Below are 18,614 nucleotides of genomic sequence, written 5' to 3' on the forward strand. Positions count from 1 at the left end.
AGCGAAGGGGATGTATTAACAGGCTTTCTATATCCGGCGCAAAACTGAGCGATCAGGAGGTAGCAAAGGATGAAAGCAAAACACGCGGAGTCAAGGACAGACCCCGGTGTATTAGTTAATAAGAGCCGTGTGATGGGAGACTATCAAGCACGGTTCTATGAGGGACTTGGGGTGAAATTCCCCAGGTCTACTCGACAAATTTTAAACGTGTCATTTTTATTGGATAATATGAAAAAGATTTTTAAACAAAAACAGCGCTGCCTGCTCATCGCACTAATAGCATTAATATGGACATCCTGTAAGGTTGATAGAGTGTTACCTGTTAACGAATCTGTTAAAGATATATCAGGTAGCTGGAAAGTGCTTAAGGCCAGCCGCAATGGAACCGACCTAACCCCCTTAGTTGATTTTTCCCAGTTCAGGGTAAAGTTTGATGCCGAGGGCAATTATACCTTGGTTAACGACCTGCCATTTGTGGTTAACAAAAACGGGAAATTTAAGCTTGACGACCCTAATTACCCTTTTAAAATAGTTTTTACGGCTACCGGGGCACAACCGTTAACCACTGCTTTTAATTACCCGGTAGTTGGCGGCGCAAGGCAGCTTAACCTCACGTTTAGCCCGGGCTGCAGCCTCAATACCTACGTTTACACATTAGTGAAAGAATAACAGACCAATACATTAAACCCCATATAAATGAGAACACGTTTACATATTAAAGGAAAATATTTGTGGAGTTCGGGCGCGCTTGTTTTGCTGGCACTTGTGTTTACCTTTTGCCATACCAAAATAACCAGCGTTACCCAGCCGGCAACCGCTGTAGTTGGCGATGTTATCAATATCGACGTAGCTGTTGATATTTCTACCAACTATTTCGACAGTGATGTAAAAAACGGCAATGTTATGGTAGCAGTGCTGATGCCCAAGGGCTGGAAAGGTAAAGATAATATGACTGCCACCTATACCAGTTCAAAGGGTAACGGTAAAATGGTTTTTACCCCGGCAGGCGCTATCGCGGCCAACACAAGCGGTTTAACCTGGGCAGCCGCGCTAAAAAGCAAATTCCAAACCGCAGGCAACCTTATTGATGATGTGGAATGGGTTATTATGCAAACAGATGTACCGCTTAAATGGCAAAATGGCGATAAAATAATTGGCCATTGCAATATAAAATTAAAAGTTGCTGCCGACGATAATCCAACACTTGTTAAGATGGCTTACCTGGTGGCCAACTCTCTTGATGGTTTAAAAGACGATCCGAGTGTGGCAGATGGGGCTCCATACGGGCCTAATGCGGTGTATTACAACGAGTTTATAGGCGATTGTTTTTCGGTAACCGGCGGCACCGGCGATCTGGTTGACTTTTGCAACCCGCAGCTTACAATCATTGATCCGCCAAAATCATTAGATAACGATTTTATAACACTTACCTACAACAATACCGTTATCACAACGGCTTTAAATGGTCAGCCTGCCGTGTATCTGTGTGCAACTGCAGTTACCAGCGACGGCAAAACGATATCTGTTTGCGAACAAACGGATAAAACAAAATTGAGCCAAACAAGCAGTACCAGCGGTTTGTACCAGCTTACCTTTTGGCCCCGCAAATTTTTTGGTGTTACTGATGCACAAACCATTGTAAGCATGACTTATTATATCACCAATCAGGCCGGTAATATAAAGGTTGGATATGGCAACACTGCCGATCCTTTTACTTACAAGTTTAAATGTACATAACTATCGATAAAAACTTATAAGTATTTAAAATGCAGATTGTTATATCTATTTCTTTTAAATGAGAAGACTGATATAGTTGCTCATACTATGTTTATTCTGTTAACAAATTAAACCTGATTCTATGCTTTATTGCTACTCAAAGAAATGCCTAACGGGAATCATTTTATTGCTGCTGATGGCGGCAAAAATTAACCGTGTGGCTGCCCAGGATACAACCGCGGTTAAAGGTCCTGTACATCCTGGTTGGATTAGAGGCGTGGTACTCGACGAATATAGCCAGCCTTTAAAAGGGGCAACCATAATGGTTAAAGGCAAAACCGATATTTTTAAATCTGAAGCAGGAGGCAGGTTCGAGGTGAATGCACCAGCAGGCTCGGTACTTGTTTTTACCTATCCAGATCACCTGGTGAACGAGGTACGCGTTACAGCCGGTAAAAGCCTCGTTGTAAAGCTCGATGAATCATATCTTAAAATGCCAAAACGGCTTGATGTTTTGTATGGCACTGCCGATAGGACCAATGTGTTAGGTTCCATATCAACAATTTATACCAATCAGTTAACCACTACACCGGCGTCGTTATATGTATACGCTTTGCCGGGTCAGTTACCTGGTTTGTATACCCAGCAGGTTAGCGGCTTTACTTCTTTTAATTTAACCCCCCTGTCATCGGCAGCTGTTATTGGTAAAACGCTGGTAAACGAAACGTCAAATAATAACACAAGCTCCGATAACTCTGAATTTAACATAACAGTAAGGGGACAGTCGCCTATCACTGTAATTGATGGAGTACAACGTGAAATTTCTTCTCTCGATCCGGAAAGTATTGAATCGATATCTGTATTAAAAGATGGATTGTCTACCATTTTATTAGGTATTAACAGCTCAAAGCCGGTTGTATTGGTTACCACCAAAAGTGGCGAAGTTGGTAAGCCGCGCATTACTTTTACTGCTGCTACAGGTGTACAACAATCATTAGGTTTACCAAAGCCATTACCAGCCTATCAGTATGCCTTCCTGCTAAACGAAAACCTATTATCTGATGGTAAAGTAGCTTTATATAACGATGCTGATTTTGCTGCCTTTAAAAATCATACCGATCCGTACAGGCATCCTGATGTAAATTGGTTTAAAACTATTTTGAATGATTACTCGCCGATGAGCACCTATAAGCTTAATGTAAACGGCGGTACAAATGTGGCGCGTTATTCGGTATCGCTTGGTTACTTTAACCAGGGTGGTATTTTTAAAACGGCCGACGAGGTTCCTTACAATACTAATACCGATTTGAGCCGCTACATTATCAACTCAGATGTTGGTGTACAGGTTACTAAGAACTTAAATGTTGATCTGCAGTTGTTCGGCAGAATTCAAACCACCAATGAGCCGGGTGCCAGTTACACCAACATTTTATCAGATCTGTACAATACACCCAACTTTGCCTATCCTGTACGCAATCCTAACGGTTCTTTTGGAGGTAATACTGTTTATACCAATAACTTGCTTTCTAAAACAGAATACTCTGGTTATACACAAAATAAAGCCGACGATATACTGGCCAACCTGGATATTAACTATGATCTGAGCAGTGTAACCAAAGGTTTAACAGCCAAATTAAAGGGTAACTTATCTTATCAATCTATATCAGCATTAAACCGCAGCTTAACAAATGCTGTTTATAGCTTTAATGCAGATAGCAGTTACAGCGTATTCGGCGGCGCTTTGGCTCAAAACAATAGTTTCGCTACGGTTTATACCTCAAGGCAATCATACGGTCAGCTCTCTTTAAATTACGACAGGCAATTTGGTAAAAGCAACATAAGCGGTACCGTGCTTTACGATACCAAGTCATTAGTAACCAATTATGACCTTGCCGAAGTGGTTAACAATTTAGCGTTTAAGGCGGCTTACAATTATGATGGTAAATATTTCCTGGAGGCAGCTGTAAACAGAAGTGGTGATAACCGCTATGCGCCTGGCAGGCAATATGGAACTTTTTACGCTGCGGGTGCCGGATGGCAAATGGGGAATGAAGGATTTATTAAAGACAATATTTCGTGGATAAATTCATGGAAATGGCGTGGCACTTATGCAAGAACAGGCAACGGTAATATTGGTTCACAAGCCCAGTTGTATTACACGTACCTGCAAACCTACGGGACCAATGCAGCGGCGCAGGGCAGATTTTTCCCGGTAGGGACCAACTATACTACAAAATACTATTATTTTGATAATACTTTGGCCAATCCGCTTATAACCTGGGAGAGCGCTGATAAAATTGATTTTGGAACAGACATAGCCCTGCTAAAAAATCATGTGATGATAACTGCCGATTATTATCATGATAAGTATTTTAACCAGTTAGGTAACCGCGGCAATACCATTGCACTTTTAGGGATACCTTATACCCTTGAAAATATCCGGAAAACACTTTACCAGGGTGGTGAACTTGCTGTAACCTATAAAAACAACGTTAATAACTTCAACTACTTTGTTACCGGTAATATTAACCTGCAGAAATCCAAAATACTTTTCATGGATGAACTGGCAACTCCTTACCCCTGGAACAGGCGTACGGGTTTACCGGCAAACGGAACTTTTTATGGTTATACAGCGCTTGGTTTTTATCAAACACTACAGGATGCAACCACAAGCGCGCATATTGCTGGCTATACTCCACAACCAGGCGATATCAAGTATAAAGACCTTAACAATGATGGAGTAATAGACCAGTTTGATCAGTCAACCATAGGAGGTACCAAACCGCTTATTTTTTACGGCCTCAATTTCGGATTTAATTATAAGGGCTTTAGCCTCTCCGTTATTTTTCAAGGTGTAAAAAACAGACAGATTAATAGCCAGAACCCAGCGGTTGATCATTTTGGAATTGATGGTTTATTTACCTCGACCAACCAGGTGTTTGAAAACGCAACCGGCCGCTGGACACCGGAAACCGCCAATACCGCTACTTTACCAAGATTGGCGCAAAGTGCATTTAATAACAATTCCCAGTTTTCTACCTTCTGGCTTAAATCGGGTGATTACCTGCGTTTAAAAAATGCCGAGATAGGTTACACTATACCTCATGCCGTTACAAAACGACTGCGCTTGTCGGGCTTAAGGGTGTTTGTTAATGGTGAAAACCTGTTTACCGTAGCCGGCTTTAAGGGACTTGACCCTGAGGTAACACCTTATAACTATCCTATTCAACGTGTGCTTAATGCCGGTATTAGTATTAAACTCTAATTGGTAATTATTAAAGATGAAAAAAATGAAAAATCATATAAGCAAGATATTACTAATAATGATTGCATTTATCGCACTGATCTGCGGGTGCAAAAAATCTGAACAATTTCCTGTTGATAAGGTTACCAGTTACTATGTTTTTAACCCGTTAGATTCGGCCGGGACTTCGGCTCAGGGTTATCTGTACCAGATTTATGCTATCGTAAAAAACGGCCATAACAGGGTGAGTGGTGATTATCTCGACGCGGCTTCTGACGACGCGGTATCATCAAAATCAGGCACTATTCCGGTTACATTGATTTCAACCAACGGTGTTAATTCACTGAGTTTCCCGGCAAATGAGAATTTCTGGGAGGAATCGAATGCCACGGGAATCCCATCCAACAGCGGTACGCCGTCTTCTTATTGGGCCGGTATCCGTGCGGCTAATGAATTTATTACCAAAATAGGCGTGGTGCCGGTAAAAGGGCAATCGCCAACCGGGGTACCAACCAGGTACGTATGGCAAAGTGAAGCCCGGTTTTTACGGGCCTATTTTTATTTTGAACTCGTAAAACGCTATGGCGGCGTGCCATTGCTGGGCGATAAGGTATTTACCTTGAATGATAACGTATCCTTACCCCGCAGTTCATTTGCCGATTGCATTAAATACATTGTTAGTGAATGTAACGCTATAAAGGATAGCCTGTTAACCTACCCGCTGGTTACGCCAGACGCTGATAACTACCGGCCAACTAAAGGTGCTGCTATGGCTCTCAAGGCGCGTGCACTATTATACGCGGCCAGTCCGTTGTTTAATGGTGGTAATATCGATCCGGCAAACCCACTTACCGGTTATACCGATTTTCAGGCCGACCGCTGGGCACAGGCCGCAACTGCCGCGCTGGATGTGATTAACCTTGGCACTTATAAATTAGATGTCGATTATAAGGACATATTTTTAACTCAAAACAACAGCGAAAGGATTTGGATACGCCCCAACTCTATCAGTACAGATGTTGAAGGAACCAATGGCCCGGTGGGTTTTGCAGTTGGTGGTACGGGAAATACCAGCCCTACACAAGAGTTGGTTAACTCCTTTCCTATGCAAAATGGCCTGCCTATTACTGATCCGGCCTCAGGTTATAACCCATCAGATCCGTATGCCACATTTACTACTCCCGCCCGCGACCCGCGCCTTACCGCGAATATTTTTTATAACGGTTCCCCCTGGTTAAATACCACAGTACAAACATATGAGGGCGGCCAGAGTAAACCCAATGCCAATCTGCAGCAAACCCATACGGGATATTACATGCGCAAGTTTATGGGCTTGTCAGAAAAGAGCGCAACGTTGGTAACCCACTCAACAGATTGGGTGGTGTTAAGGTACGCCGAAATACTTTTGAGCTTTGCCGAAGCAAGGAACGAGGTGGAAGGTTCGCCGCAAGCTGATGTGTATAAGCAATTAACCGATATAAGGGCAAGGGCCGGTATTGACCCTGGAGCTTCTGGTAACTATGGTTTAAAGCCAAACATGACGAAAGAAGAAATGCGGGCGGTAATACAAAACGAATGGCGCATTGAGTTTGCGTTTGAAGAGCACCGCTTTTTTGATATCAGGCGCTGGAAGATTGCCGAAGGGGTAATGAACCAGCCGCGTACCGGGGTTTCCATAGTTAAGATAGGCCCCACTTTAACCTTTAACCCTATCACGGTTTTAAGTACCGCCTTTACAAAAAAGCAGTATTTATACCCGATTCCTTATAACGAAGTGGCTAAAAATCCAAATATGAAACAAAATCCGGGTTGGTAATAAACCTATCACTTTAACTAATTAAACAAACAGTTATGAGAAAAATAATACTTTTCTTTCTTGTTACCATTACCATGCTGCCGGTTTTATCATATGGGCAAAGCAAAATTGTAACAGGTATAGTAAGAGACAACGGCGGTATTTTGCCTGGAGCTACAGTAGCGGAAAAGGGAGTAGCCGGCAATGGTGCCATTACAGACAGTAAAGGTAAATTCAGGTTGGTGTTAAAAGGTACATCAAATATACTTATAGTAAAGTTTGTGGGCTACTCAACCATTGAATATATTGTTGGCGGCAAAACTGATAATATTGATATAACGCTCACATCAAACAGCCAGGGTTTGGATGAAATTGTGGTAATCGGTTATGGCAAAACAACGCGTATAACAAGTACAGGTGCTGTAAGCTCGGTTTCGGCTGCCGATATCCGGACGGTTCCTACTGCCAACGTTCAAAATGCGCTCAGTGGTAAATTACCTGGCTTTTTCTCGCAACAAGGCTCGGGGCAGCCAGGTAAGGATGCTTCTGACTTTTTTATCAGGGGCGTAAGCTCGCTAAATTCCGATGGTAATAAACCACTTATAATTGTAGATGATATTGAGTACACCTATGACCAGCTTCAACAAATAAATGTTAACGAAATTGAAACCATTTCCATATTAAAAGATGCCTCAACTACCGCTATTTATGGTATCAAAGGTGCAAACGGTGTATTGGTGGTAACCACCCGCAGGGGTAAAGCCGGAAAGCCGCAGGTGAATTTACGTACCGAAGGCGGCTTACAGTCGCCCACTAAAACGCCTCGTTTTCTTGACTCATACCACTCTGCATTATTGATTAACCAGGCCCAGGCCAATGATGGGTTGGCACAGGACTTTACACCCCAGGATCTTGAGTTATTTAAAAACGGAAGTGATCCTTACGGCCATCCGAATGTTGACTGGTACAACAAAATATTCTCTAAGTACACATATCAGGTAAATACCAACCTTGATATATCAGGCGGTACCGATCAGCTTAAATATTTTATCTCCGGCGGCGCGTTGGATCAGAACGGTTTAGTCCGTGATTTCCCAGATCCCAGGGGGCAGGTAGATAATAACTACAATTTCAAACGCTACAATTTTCGCTCAAACCTTGATTTGAAAGCCAATAAAACATTGAGCATGCGTTTAGATGTTACCACCCGTTTCTCCAATATCAACTCGCCGAATGAAAGCGCGGCAAGCGCCCTGTCAGAGATTTATGATTTTACAAAGGAAACACCTTTTACAGCTCCTTTCCTCAACCCCGACGGAAGCTATGCCTATGCTTATTCTAAATATAACACCAGCCAATTGCCAACATTAAACGCGCGTATTGCAACCGGCGGTTATCAAAATTCAAAAAGAACAGATTATAACGTATTGTTTAACATTACTCAAAAGCTTGATGCGATTACCGAAGGTTTATCATTAACAGGCAGGGTAGCATACGCAAGTACCGAACAATTTACAAGGGGCACAGGTAATTATGATGATATCCCGTCTTACCATTATGATCCGCTCGCAAACACATATACAAAAAATCCTAAGGGTGGTTACGTTTTTCCAAACCAGTATTACTCCGGTAATATTGATATTTATACAACCAACGTAAACACGCAGTTATTTGCAAATTATGACCGCTCATTTGGTAGCAAAAATCACGTTTCGGGTCTCGTTTTATTAACGCAATCATCTCAAACTTTTGATGCCAATGCGTTTTTAGATCCTAAACTGGTGGGGGTTCCTTCAAAGTTCAGGGGGATATCGGTTAAGGGAAGTTATGAATATGCGGGTAAATACTTAATAGATATTAACGCAGCTTATAATGGAACTGACAGGTTTGCTGCTAATCACCGGTATGGGTGGTTCCCGGCCGTGGGTATAGGGTACAACATGACCAAAGAGAAATTTTTTCATGATGCATTCCCTATATTCGGCTTATTTAAACTGCGCGGTTCATTCGGTTTAGTAGGTTCTGATGTGGCGCCGGGTAACAAGTATATATTCGCTCAGGATTATATAAAAGGAGGCGGTTACAATTTCGGATCATCGTTAACGCCAATAGATACCTATTACGAAGGCGCCTTGCCAAATGCCAGTGTAGTTTGGGAAAAACAACGGGAAGCTGATATTGGCCTTGATATAAACATGCTGAAAGACAACAGTCTTTCGCTAACTGTAGACTACTTTCATAACATCCGTTATGACCAGCTGATCACACCAAATAATATCCCGGAAATATTGGGTGTTGACCTGCCGGCAATAAATTTGGGTAAAACCCGAAATCAGGGTTTTGACGGACAGATTGGCTATCACAGTAATATTGGAAATGTACAGTTTGGCACCAACCTGGTTTTCTCCTACGCCAAAAATAAGGTCTTATTCAAAAGCGAGGCTGCGCCGGCATACCCGTGGCTGGCCAGAACAGGGCAGCCTATTAATCAGCCTTTTGGCTACCACAGTTTAGGCTATTACACCGCTGCCGATGTAGCAGCAATTAATGCTTACAAAAATGCTCACGGCAGCAATGCTGGTAATAAAGCAGTAGCGGTGCCAGATAATAACGAGGTCATACAACCCGGCGACCTGAAATATCAGGATTTAAATGGTGATGGTTTTATAAATATATTTGACCAAACGGCCATTGGTAATCCAAACCTTCCAAATACAACATTGGGGTTAAATTTGCAGGCAAGTTATAAGGGCTTTAGCATAAGCGTGTTGTTCCAGGGATCATTTAATTATAGCTTTATAGTGACCGGTACCGGTATTGAACCATTTCAAAGCCAGTTTCAGCCAATTCATGAACAGGCCTGGACACCGGCTAACGCAAATAACGCGCAGTTTCCGCGCTTAACAACCTCAGGGTCATCTGTTAACAGTCCTACCTTTTTCCCATCAGACTATTGGCTGATCAATGCACGGTATGTGCGTTTAAAAACTGTTGATATAGGTTACCAGTTCCCGTCTAAAATGTTGCCGCTGCACTTAAATAACGCGCGTGTTTATTTGAGCGCTTATAATTTATTCACCTGGAACAACTACAATAAATATCAGCAGGATCCCGAAATTACCAGCAATACAGCCGGCGATGCTTACATTAACCAGCGTGTGGTTAACGTAGGTTTACAATTGGGATTTTAGTAATTTTATCTAAGGTATTTCGGGTGGGGGATTTTTGCAGATACCTGACCCGAAATACTTTTTTATAGATTAGGGTATGTTTCCAACTTTGTCGAGCCTTTTTGAGTATCTGTTTCATATTCATATACCTGTTCCCATTCAAACCTTTGGTTTTTTTGTTGCCCTTGCTTTCTTATTTCCATATTATGTGTTCAGGGCCGAGTTTAAACGAAAGGAAGAAGACGGTCTTATTTCAGCATTTACAGAGGAAGAACTTATAGGAACCACAGCTTCATGGCCAGAGCTAATCGTAAATGGCCTGCTTGGGTTTTTATTAGGGTTTAAAGCAATAGGGGCAATAATTGAGTATAAGGTATTTGCCTCCTCTCCAATGACATTTATATTTTCGGGTAATGGTAGTTGGCTTTGCGGAATTATCTGCGCCGCCATATTTGTAGCCTGGATCTATATCGACAGAAAAAAAGATAAATTGCCGCAACCTATTATTCAACAAAAGCTGGTACATCCTTATCAGCTGTGTACCTATCTGGTATTTATGCTGGCTTTTTTTGGGTTTATTGGGGCTAAATTATTTAATACTGTGGAGTATCTGCAGGAGTTTTTCTATCAGCCTGTCAGCGTTTTATTTTCATCAAACGGTTTTTCTTTTTACGGCGGCCTCATTTTTGGCGCGCTCACTTACCTGTACATTGGTCAAAAAAAAGGGATGAAACTGATTACATTGGCCGATATCGGCTCGCCCGGTATGATGCTGGCTTATGGTATCGGCCGCATTGGCTGCCAGCTTGCTGGTGATGGCGATTGGGGAATAGTGAACAATAATGCAAAGCCTGGGGGGATACCCGCGTGGATGTGGTCTTTCAAATACCCGCATAACGCCATTGACGCAGGTATTCCAATACCGGGCTGCATTGGTAATTATTGCCACCAATTGAGCAAAGGGGTTTACCCAACGCCGTTTTATGAGGCTGCTATCTGCATACTGTTTTTTACCCTGATGTGGTTGTTTCGCAAAAAGATCACTACCCCGGGTGTGATGTTTTTTTTATACCTGGTACTTAACGGCGGCGAACGCTTTTTGATTGAACAGATCAGGATTAACCCGCGGTACAACATTTTGGGTATGCAGTTTACCCAAGCAGGTTTCATTGGTTTATTAATGCTGCTGGGCGGAGTAGCTGGCTTTATTTTACTGGCTATTAAACAAAAGAATAAATTGGGAACACTGCACACCGTAGCTTAAATTTGTTTGACCGATTATTGATTTAACCATAAACATGAAAAAAATTGTAGCTATCTGTATAGCGCTTGGTGTTACTGTTTTAAAACTTGCGGCACAAAGTGCTTCAACAGCGGTAAACCTTACCGATCTTAAATTTACCGTTGAGGCAGCGCCGGATTGGAATGCTTTATTAAAGCGCGACCAAGGCTGGTTTGGCGGCGATGGTATTTACACCATACCCCTCAACGGTGTAGAAAACAAACAGGCTAAAGCCAATGATAAAATCCTGTTTATCTTCAGCGATAGCATGATTGGTAAAATAGAAAACGGCAAAATGGCGCCGGGCTACAAAATGCTGCATAACTCGGTGGCGTGGCTTACAGGTAATCAACCTGCCGATGCACAAATGAAGTTTTATTGGGATACCGATAAAAAAAGCCAGCCCGAAACCGTTTTTATCCCGCACACAGCTCAAACCGATAGCAGCGACTATTATTGGTTGGGAGATGGTTTTGTAAACCAGGAAATGAATAATGCCATCTACATTTTTGGCTATCGTGTACGCAACGTAAGTACCGGCGCATTTGGTTTTAAGGAAGTTGGCAATACCCTTATAAAAATTCCTGTGGGAGCGCAACCTCCCTATCGTGACGTAAAGCAGATGGATACGCCGTTTTATCTCACTGATAAAAACGGCGATATCGGTTCTTTTGGCGCAGGTATCTATGTAAATACCAAAAAAGCGGGCGCAGTTAAGCCCGATGGCTACATTTATGTATACGGTGTGCGCGGCATGGCAAAAAATTTGATGGTAGCCCGTGTATTGCCAAAAGATTTTGAAAACTTTGCCAACTGGACATTTTACGACGGACAAAACTGGGTAAAAGATATGAACAAGATAGCTGATGTTACCAACAGCGTATCGAACGAGTTAAGTCTTACTGCCCTGCCCGATGGCCGCTATGCCCTGATTTTTCAGGTAGGAGGTATGTCTGCCAATGTAGGTATGCGCATAGGCGCTACTCCTTATGGTCCGTTTGGACCGGTAATAAAGGTATGGGATTGCCAACCCGATCTGGAGGAAAAAACTTACGTGGTTTATAACGCCAAAGCACATCCCAGCTTATCTGCCCCCGGCGAACTGCTCATTAGCTATAATATTAATTCGGTCGAGTTTATTAAAGATCTGGGTAAGAATCCCAACCTATACAGACCGAGGTTTATACGGATGAAAATTAGTAGCAAGTAGTTAGCGTATAAAGATAAATGGAAAATATACCGCTCAACTTGATATTTATTGTTAAAAATTATACATTAGCTAAATCAATTTAGCAATCTGAAAATTATGAGAAAATTTCTATTGTTTGCAAGCATGATCATGCTATGCAGTTTTCAAACTAAAAAGCTCGTTAAAGTGGTGTTTTTTGGCGATTCAATTACTGAATTTGCAGTACAGCCAAATGGTTTTATCACCCTGATACAGCAACGTCTTAAAGCCGAACAAAAAGATAAGGATTATGAGGTTGTTGGCGCTGGTATTGGCGGTAACAAAATTTATGATCTGTACCTGCGCTATGAGGACGATGTTTTAACTAAAAACCCAGATGTGGTGGTGGTATGGGTAGGGGTGAACGATGTATGGCACAAACGCCTGTTTGGTACCGGTACCGATTGGGATAAGTTTGGTCGTTTTTACAGCGCGTTGATTAAAAAAATGCAGGCAAAAAATATCAAAGTAATAATCTGTACACCGGCCAGTGTGGGTGAGAAAACCGATTATAGTAACGAATTGGATGGCGACCTCAACAAATACTCCAACATCATTCGTGACCTGGCTAAACAGCACAACTGCGATCTGGTAGACTTCAGGACTTTATGTCACGACTATAACGTTAAAAATAACTCTTCAAATAAAAGCGAAGGCATTTTAACCAAAGATGGTGTACATCTAAATGATGAGGGTAATAAATTTGTGGCCGACCTATTTTATAAAACCTTATTTAAATAAAATAAGGTTTTATAAGCTAAATCGATTTATTATTTATATTTGTATATCAATGCCTTTGTCAATTATAGGCGTAAACCACATTATAACACTAAATGAAAACACGGTTATTTACTTGCGTTGCTACGCTTTTATGGGTAAACTGCCTTTTTGCGCAGGACGAAAACCTGGTTAAATATGTAAATACCCGGCAGGGTACCAATACCAAATACGAGTTTAGCTATGGCAATACCTACCCGGCCACAGCATTGCCATTTGGCATGAATACCTGGACTGCCCAAACCGGCAAAAACGGCGATGGCTGGAAATATCAATACTTTGAGCATACTATCCGGGGTTTTCAGCAATCGCATCAATGCAGTTCGTGGGTAAATGATTATGCTGTATTTTCGTTTATGCCCGTTACCGGCAAGCTCGTGGTTAATGAAAATGCCCGTGCCGCGGCCTTTAAGCACGAGAACGAAATAGCGCAACCCAGTTATTATAAGGTAAAACTGGATAACCATATCACCACCGAAATGACCCCCACCGAGCGCGGCGCACATTTGCGGTTTAACTTTCCAAAAAAACAAGGCTCCTATTTGGTATTAGATGGTTACACCAAAATGAGTATGGTGAAGATCATTCCGCAAGAGCGTAAAATTATCGGGTGGGTAAACAATTGTCGCTGGGCGCCGCAAGGTTTTAAAAACTATTTTGTGATCACCTTTGATAAAGCTTTTGCTGATTATGGTATATGGGATAATAAAAAGGACCAGCTATCGCCCAAAAGTTTAATCGGCGAGGGGGACGGCATAGGTGCGTACCTAAAGTTTAAAGACGGCGAAACGGTGCAGGTTAAAGTGGCGTCAAGCTACATCAGCCCGGAACAGGCCGAAACCACCTTACAAAACGAACTGGGCAAATATCGCGGCTTTGATGATACCCGCAAAGCTGCCGATCAGGTTTGGAACACGCTGCTGGGCCGCATGAAAATTGAAGGCGCTACAGAAGATCAAAAAGCTACTTTTTATAGCTGCATGTACCACGCCAACTTGTTTTCGCACCAGTTTTTTGAGTATGGTAAAGATGGCAAGCCTTATTACTACAGCCCTTATGACGGTAAGGTGCATGATGGCTTTATGTATACCGATAATGGTTTCTGGGATACCTTCCGCGCTCAGTTTCCACTTAATACTATCATACACCCCAAAATGCAGGGACAGTATGTGCAGGCGCTGTTAGATGCACAGCAACAATGCGGCTGGCTGCCTGCCTGGTCGTTCCCGGCAGAAACGGGGGGGATGCTGGGTAACCACGCTATTTCACTGCTAACAGATGCCTGGGTTAAGGGAATCCGTACGTTTGATCCTAAACGGGCACTGGCGGCATATTATCATGAGGCTACCAATAAAGGTCCCTGGGGCAGCGCTAATGGTCGCCCGGGTTGGAAAGAATATTTTGCCGATGGTTATGTACCTTATTCGCCCCAAACTTTGGGCTCAACTGCATGGACGCTGGAATTTGCCTATGATGATTTCTGTGGCTATCAATTAGCTAAGCAAACCGGCAACGCCTACTATGAAAATGTTTTTGGCAGGCAAATGTATAACTATAAAAACCTGTTCGATCCCAAAACTCGCTTTATGCGCGCAAAGGATGCTAAAGGCAACTGGATAGAACCCTTTGACCCGATGGACTGGGGCGGACCTTATACCGAGGGCAATGCCTGGCACTGGACCTGGTCGGTATTTCAGGATGTACAGGGCCTAATAAACCTAATGGGAGGCGATAAAAACTTTACCAATAAGATAGACTCTGTTTTCACCGAGCCGGGTACTATAAAAGTTGGCGGTTATGGGCAGGTAATTCATGAGATGACCGAAATGGCAGCTTTTAAAATGGGTCAGTATGCCCAGGGTAATGAGCCTATTCATCACCTGCTATATATGTACAACTATGCCGGTCAGCCCTGGAAAGCCCAGCAGCACCTGCGCGAGGTAATGGATAAGATGTATAACGCCGGTGAAAACGGCTATCCCGGTGACGAGGATGAGGGTCAGATGTCGTCCTGGTATGTGCTGAGCGCTGCGGGTATTTACAGTGTTTGTCCCGGTACCGATGAATATGTGATAGGCAGTCCGGCATTTAAGAAAATGACCATCACTTTAGAGAATGGCAGAAAGTTTATCATTGAAGCCAATAACAACAGCAAACAAAATGTATACATTCAATCGGCAACGTTAAATGGCAAACCATATACCCACAATTTTATCAAGCACAGCGATATTATGGCCGGTGGTATTCTGCACTTTGAGATGGGTGATAAACCCAATCTTACCCGCGGCCTCGCTGCCGATGACAAACCTTTTTCGCTCTCAAAAAATATATCAAACTAAACCTTATCCTATAATGCCTTTAAATTTTTCGTCTGTTTTAAAAAGAACAGTTTTAATGATCTGTGTTGCTGCCTGCAGTAAGGCATCGGCACAGAATATTGTTTACCTGAATAATGCTAACCCCCAAACCAATTGGAAAGTAAAAGCCCAGGCCGAAGTGGGCGCCGATAGTGTCAATACTTATAAATCCGGTTATAATGTCAGCAACTGGGTTAAAGGCATAGTGCCCGGTACGGTTTTTAATGCGTACGTAGTAGCCGGACTGGAAAAGGACCCCAATTTTGGTGACAATATCTACAAAGTTGATAAAGCTAAATACGATCGCAACTTTTGGTATCGTACAGAATTTAATATCCCGGCCAGCTATACCAAAGAAAAAATATGGCTCAACTTTAAAGGTATTAACCGTAAGGCTGATATCTTTCTTAATGGCAAGCAAATAGGTACACTTAATGGCTTTATGCAACGCGGTAATTTTGACGTCACGGGTTTAGTTAGCAAAAGCAGCTCAAACGTTTTAGCAGTGTTGGTATATTGCCCGCACAATCCGCTGGTGAACTATGAAAGTCCTACCTATATACCTGCCGCCAGCTGGGATTGGATGCCTTATGTACCTGGGTTAAACTCCGGCATAACAGATAACGTTTACCTGAGCAATACAGGCAGCATTACCCTGCAGGATCCCTGGATCCGTACCGATTTGCCAACCAATGCAAGGGCCGATGTATCAATTTCAGTTGGCGTGAAAAATAGTACCTCTAAGTTTCAAACAGGTGTTTTAAGTGGCGTTATCCAACCGGGAAACATTGAATTTTCGCAAAAAGTATTTGTAGGAGGGAACAGCACTGCTGAGGTAAGGCTTGATAAGAAAAGATTTGAAGCCTTGGCTATCAATAGCCCTAAACTATGGTGGCCAAACGGATATGGCGAACCTAATTTATACACCTGCAAGCTAAGCCTTAAATTAGGCGATGAGGTTTCAGACAGCCAGACCATCAAATTCGGTATCAAGAAATACAGTTATGATACTGTTGGCAACGTGTTGCATGTGTTTGTGAACGGCACCCGCATCTTTTTAAAAGGCGGTAACTGGGGCATGGCCGAATATATGCTGCGCTGCCGAGGTAACGAGTACGATACCAAACTGAGGTTGCATAAAGAAATGAATTTCAATATTGTACGCAACTGGATAGGGTCGACCACGGATGACGAATTTTACGATGCCTGTGATAAGTACGGTATGATGATATGGGACGATTTCTGGCTTAACTCTATTCCAAACCTGCCCAACGATGTCAATAACTTTAATGTTAACGCGATAGAAAAAATAAAGCGTTTCCGCAACCATCCTGCTATAGCCATTTGGTGCGGGGATAATGAAGGCACGCCCATGCCTCCGCTTAACGGGTGGCTGGCAGAAGATATCAGCAACTATGATGGCGGCGACAGGCGTTATCAGCCTAACTCACACGCCGGCAGCTTAACCGGCAGCGGTCCGTGGACAAACTTCGACCCACGCTGGTACTTCAGCCGGTTCCCAAACGGGTTTGGCGGTACGCCAGGCTGGGGGCTGCGCAGTGAGATAGGCACAGCGGTATTTACCAATTACGATAGTTTTAAAAAGTTTATCCCTAAAGACAAACAATGGCCCCGCAATGAAATGTGGAACCTGCATTTTTTTGGTCCGTCGGCAGGTAATGCTGGTCCCGATAGGTATGATGAAGGGATAAACAAACGATACGGCACAGCAACAGGCATACAGGATTATTGCCGCAAGGCGCAGCTGCTCAACATAGAGACTAATAAGGCTATGTACGAGGGTTGGGAAGATAACATGTGGGAAGATGCCTCGGGTATCATGACCTGGATGAGCCAATCGGCCTACCCGTCACTGGTATGGCAAACCTATGATTATTACTATGACCTCACCGGTGCTTATTGGGGAGCTAAAAAAGCCTGCGAACCGTTGCACATTCAATGGAACCCGGTAAACAATTCGGTTAAAGTAATCAATACCACCGGTAGCAATGTGAACGAGTTAATGGCCGATGCGGAAGTTTATAACAGCAACGGTAAACCAGTACCTGGTTATCATCAAACCAAACAAATAGACGCCATTGCCAACGCCGCTGTAAACTGTTTTACCATTAATTTTAAAGAAGAGCATAGCAATTTAGCGCTGAATAAGCCAACGGTGGCATCATCTTCAGAGAATATGGAGGCTACTTTGGCTACCGATGGTAACAGTGGCAGCCGTTGGGCCAGCAGGCAAAACGATAACGAGTGGATTTATGTGGATCTGGGCAGCGAACAAATAGTGAACGGGGTAAAACTCAACTGGGAAGAAGCCTACGGGAAAGCATTCAGGATACAGGTATCAAATGATGCCAAACAGTGGCGCGATGTTTACGATACCGAAGACGGCCACACAGGTGTACAGCAACTCACTTTTGACGAAACCAAAGCCAGGTATGTAAAGATGCAGGGTATTCACCGCGGCTCGGGCTGGGGCTATTCGCTTTGGGATTTTGAAGTGTACGGCGGTGAGCCCCATAGTAATGGGTTAAGCGATGTTCATTTTATAAAACTAAAGCTCACAGATAAAACCGGTAGGTTGATATCCGACAACTTTTACTGGCGCGGCAACAAGCGCACCGATTTTACCGCGCTAAACAGTTTGCCAAAAGTAAACCTGAAAGTATCTTCAAAGGTAACTAAGGCCGATGGTAAATATTATATCAATGCCACCATCATAAACCCTGCTTCATCGCCGGCAGTTGCTTTTGCAATACGTGCGCAGGCGGTAAGGAAAAGTAATGGCGAGCAAATACTGCCTGCTATAATGAACGATAACTACTTTTCACTCATGAGGGGCGAATCAAAAAATATCAAAATTGAATTTGATGCCGATGTATCAGGTAATGACAGCGCAGTATTGCTGGTTCAACCCTACAACGATCCTATAAAGGCAGAATAAAGCTGGATAATGATCAAAAAATAAATCGATTTACTGCTGTGTGTTTCAAACATTTCAATTATTTTACGGCCACCAACTGAAAATAT

10 protein-coding genes are annotated in these 18,614 nt (G+C 43.0%); all 10 read left to right on the plus strand.

The genetic code is table 11. The features are described from left to right. The first annotated feature begins 228 nt into the window (after window positions 1-228). The 10 genes from SNE25_RS12750 (at window position 229) to SNE25_RS12795 (ending at window position 18,528) form a co-directional block, all read left to right on the plus strand. Window positions 229-669: a DUF5004 domain-containing protein gene (locus SNE25_RS12750; RefSeq protein ID WP_321565484.1), complete on the plus strand. Its 441-nt coding sequence runs from the start codon at window positions 229-231 to the stop codon at window positions 667-669. Between the two features lie 27 nt (window positions 670-696). After that, entirely contained in the window at window positions 697-1,737 is a 1,041-nt protein-coding gene (locus SNE25_RS12755) for a DUF4961 domain-containing protein (RefSeq protein WP_321565485.1), read from the plus strand. A 175-nt stretch (window positions 1,738-1,912) separates the two neighbouring features. Continuing rightward, complete coding sequence (locus SNE25_RS12760; RefSeq protein ID WP_321565486.1) at window positions 1,913-4,981, plus strand: SusC/RagA family TonB-linked outer membrane protein; 3,069 nt, start codon at window positions 1,913-1,915, stop codon at window positions 4,979-4,981. A gap of 25 nt (window positions 4,982-5,006) precedes the next feature. After that, window positions 5,007-6,776: a RagB/SusD family nutrient uptake outer membrane protein gene (locus SNE25_RS12765; RefSeq protein WP_321565487.1), complete on the plus strand. Its 1,770-nt coding sequence runs from the start codon at window positions 5,007-5,009 to the stop codon at window positions 6,774-6,776. Between the two features lie 35 nt (window positions 6,777-6,811). After that, entirely contained in the window at window positions 6,812-9,946 is a 3,135-nt protein-coding gene (locus SNE25_RS12770) for a SusC/RagA family TonB-linked outer membrane protein (RefSeq protein ID WP_321565488.1), read from the plus strand. Window positions 9,947-10,022: 76 nt separating this feature from the next. Beyond that, window positions 10,023-11,189 carry a prolipoprotein diacylglyceryl transferase gene (locus SNE25_RS12775; RefSeq protein ID WP_321565489.1) on the plus strand — a complete coding sequence of 389 codons (1,167 nt, stop codon included), beginning with the start codon at window positions 10,023-10,025 and terminating at the stop codon, window positions 11,187-11,189. Between the two features lie 34 nt (window positions 11,190-11,223). Further along, window positions 11,224-12,417, plus strand: a complete 1,194-nt coding sequence (locus SNE25_RS12780) for a DUF4185 domain-containing protein (RefSeq protein WP_321565490.1) — start codon at window positions 11,224-11,226, stop codon at window positions 12,415-12,417. A 96-nt stretch (window positions 12,418-12,513) separates the two neighbouring features. After that, window positions 12,514-13,176 (plus strand): SGNH/GDSL hydrolase family protein, encoded by a 663-nt coding sequence (locus SNE25_RS12785; protein ID WP_321565491.1) that lies wholly within the window; start codon window positions 12,514-12,516, stop codon window positions 13,174-13,176. Between the two features lie 92 nt (window positions 13,177-13,268). Beyond that, window positions 13,269-15,551 (plus strand): GH92 family glycosyl hydrolase, encoded by a 2,283-nt coding sequence (locus SNE25_RS12790; protein WP_321565492.1) that lies wholly within the window; start codon window positions 13,269-13,271, stop codon window positions 15,549-15,551. A gap of 13 nt (window positions 15,552-15,564) precedes the next feature. Continuing rightward, window positions 15,565-18,528 carry a discoidin domain-containing protein gene (locus SNE25_RS12795; RefSeq protein WP_321565493.1) on the plus strand — a complete coding sequence of 988 codons (2,964 nt, stop codon included), beginning with the start codon at window positions 15,565-15,567 and terminating at the stop codon, window positions 18,526-18,528. Window positions 18,529-18,614: the final 86 nt, after the last annotated feature.

Origin of the sequence: Mucilaginibacter sabulilitoris, from assembly GCF_034262375.1 — a bacterium.
In the GTDB taxonomy this organism is placed as follows: Bacteria; Bacteroidota; Bacteroidia; order Sphingobacteriales; family Sphingobacteriaceae; genus Mucilaginibacter; species Mucilaginibacter sabulilitoris.

Excerpts from the sequence above, each read along its gene's own strand:
- SNE25_RS12750 (WP_321565484.1), top strand. The coding sequence starts at position 229 with ATGAAAAAGATTTTTAAACAAAAACAGCGCTGCCTGCTCATCGCACTA.
- SNE25_RS12755 (WP_321565485.1), top strand. The coding sequence starts at position 697 with ATGAGAACACGTTTACATATTAAAGGAAAATATTTGTGGAGTTCGGGC.
- SNE25_RS12760 (WP_321565486.1), top strand. The coding sequence starts at position 1,913 with ATGGCGGCAAAAATTAACCGTGTGGCTGCCCAGGATACAACCGCGGTT.
- SNE25_RS12765 (WP_321565487.1), top strand. The coding sequence starts at position 5,007 with ATGAAAAATCATATAAGCAAGATATTACTAATAATGATTGCATTTATC.
- SNE25_RS12770 (WP_321565488.1), top strand. The coding sequence starts at position 6,812 with ATGAGAAAAATAATACTTTTCTTTCTTGTTACCATTACCATGCTGCCG.
- SNE25_RS12775 (WP_321565489.1), top strand. The coding sequence starts at position 10,023 with ATGTTTCCAACTTTGTCGAGCCTTTTTGAGTATCTGTTTCATATTCAT.
- SNE25_RS12780 (WP_321565490.1), top strand. The coding sequence starts at position 11,224 with ATGAAAAAAATTGTAGCTATCTGTATAGCGCTTGGTGTTACTGTTTTA.
- SNE25_RS12785 (WP_321565491.1), top strand. The coding sequence starts at position 12,514 with ATGAGAAAATTTCTATTGTTTGCAAGCATGATCATGCTATGCAGTTTT.
- SNE25_RS12790 (WP_321565492.1), top strand. The coding sequence starts at position 13,269 with ATGAAAACACGGTTATTTACTTGCGTTGCTACGCTTTTATGGGTAAAC.
- SNE25_RS12795 (WP_321565493.1), top strand. The coding sequence starts at position 15,565 with ATGCCTTTAAATTTTTCGTCTGTTTTAAAAAGAACAGTTTTAATGATC.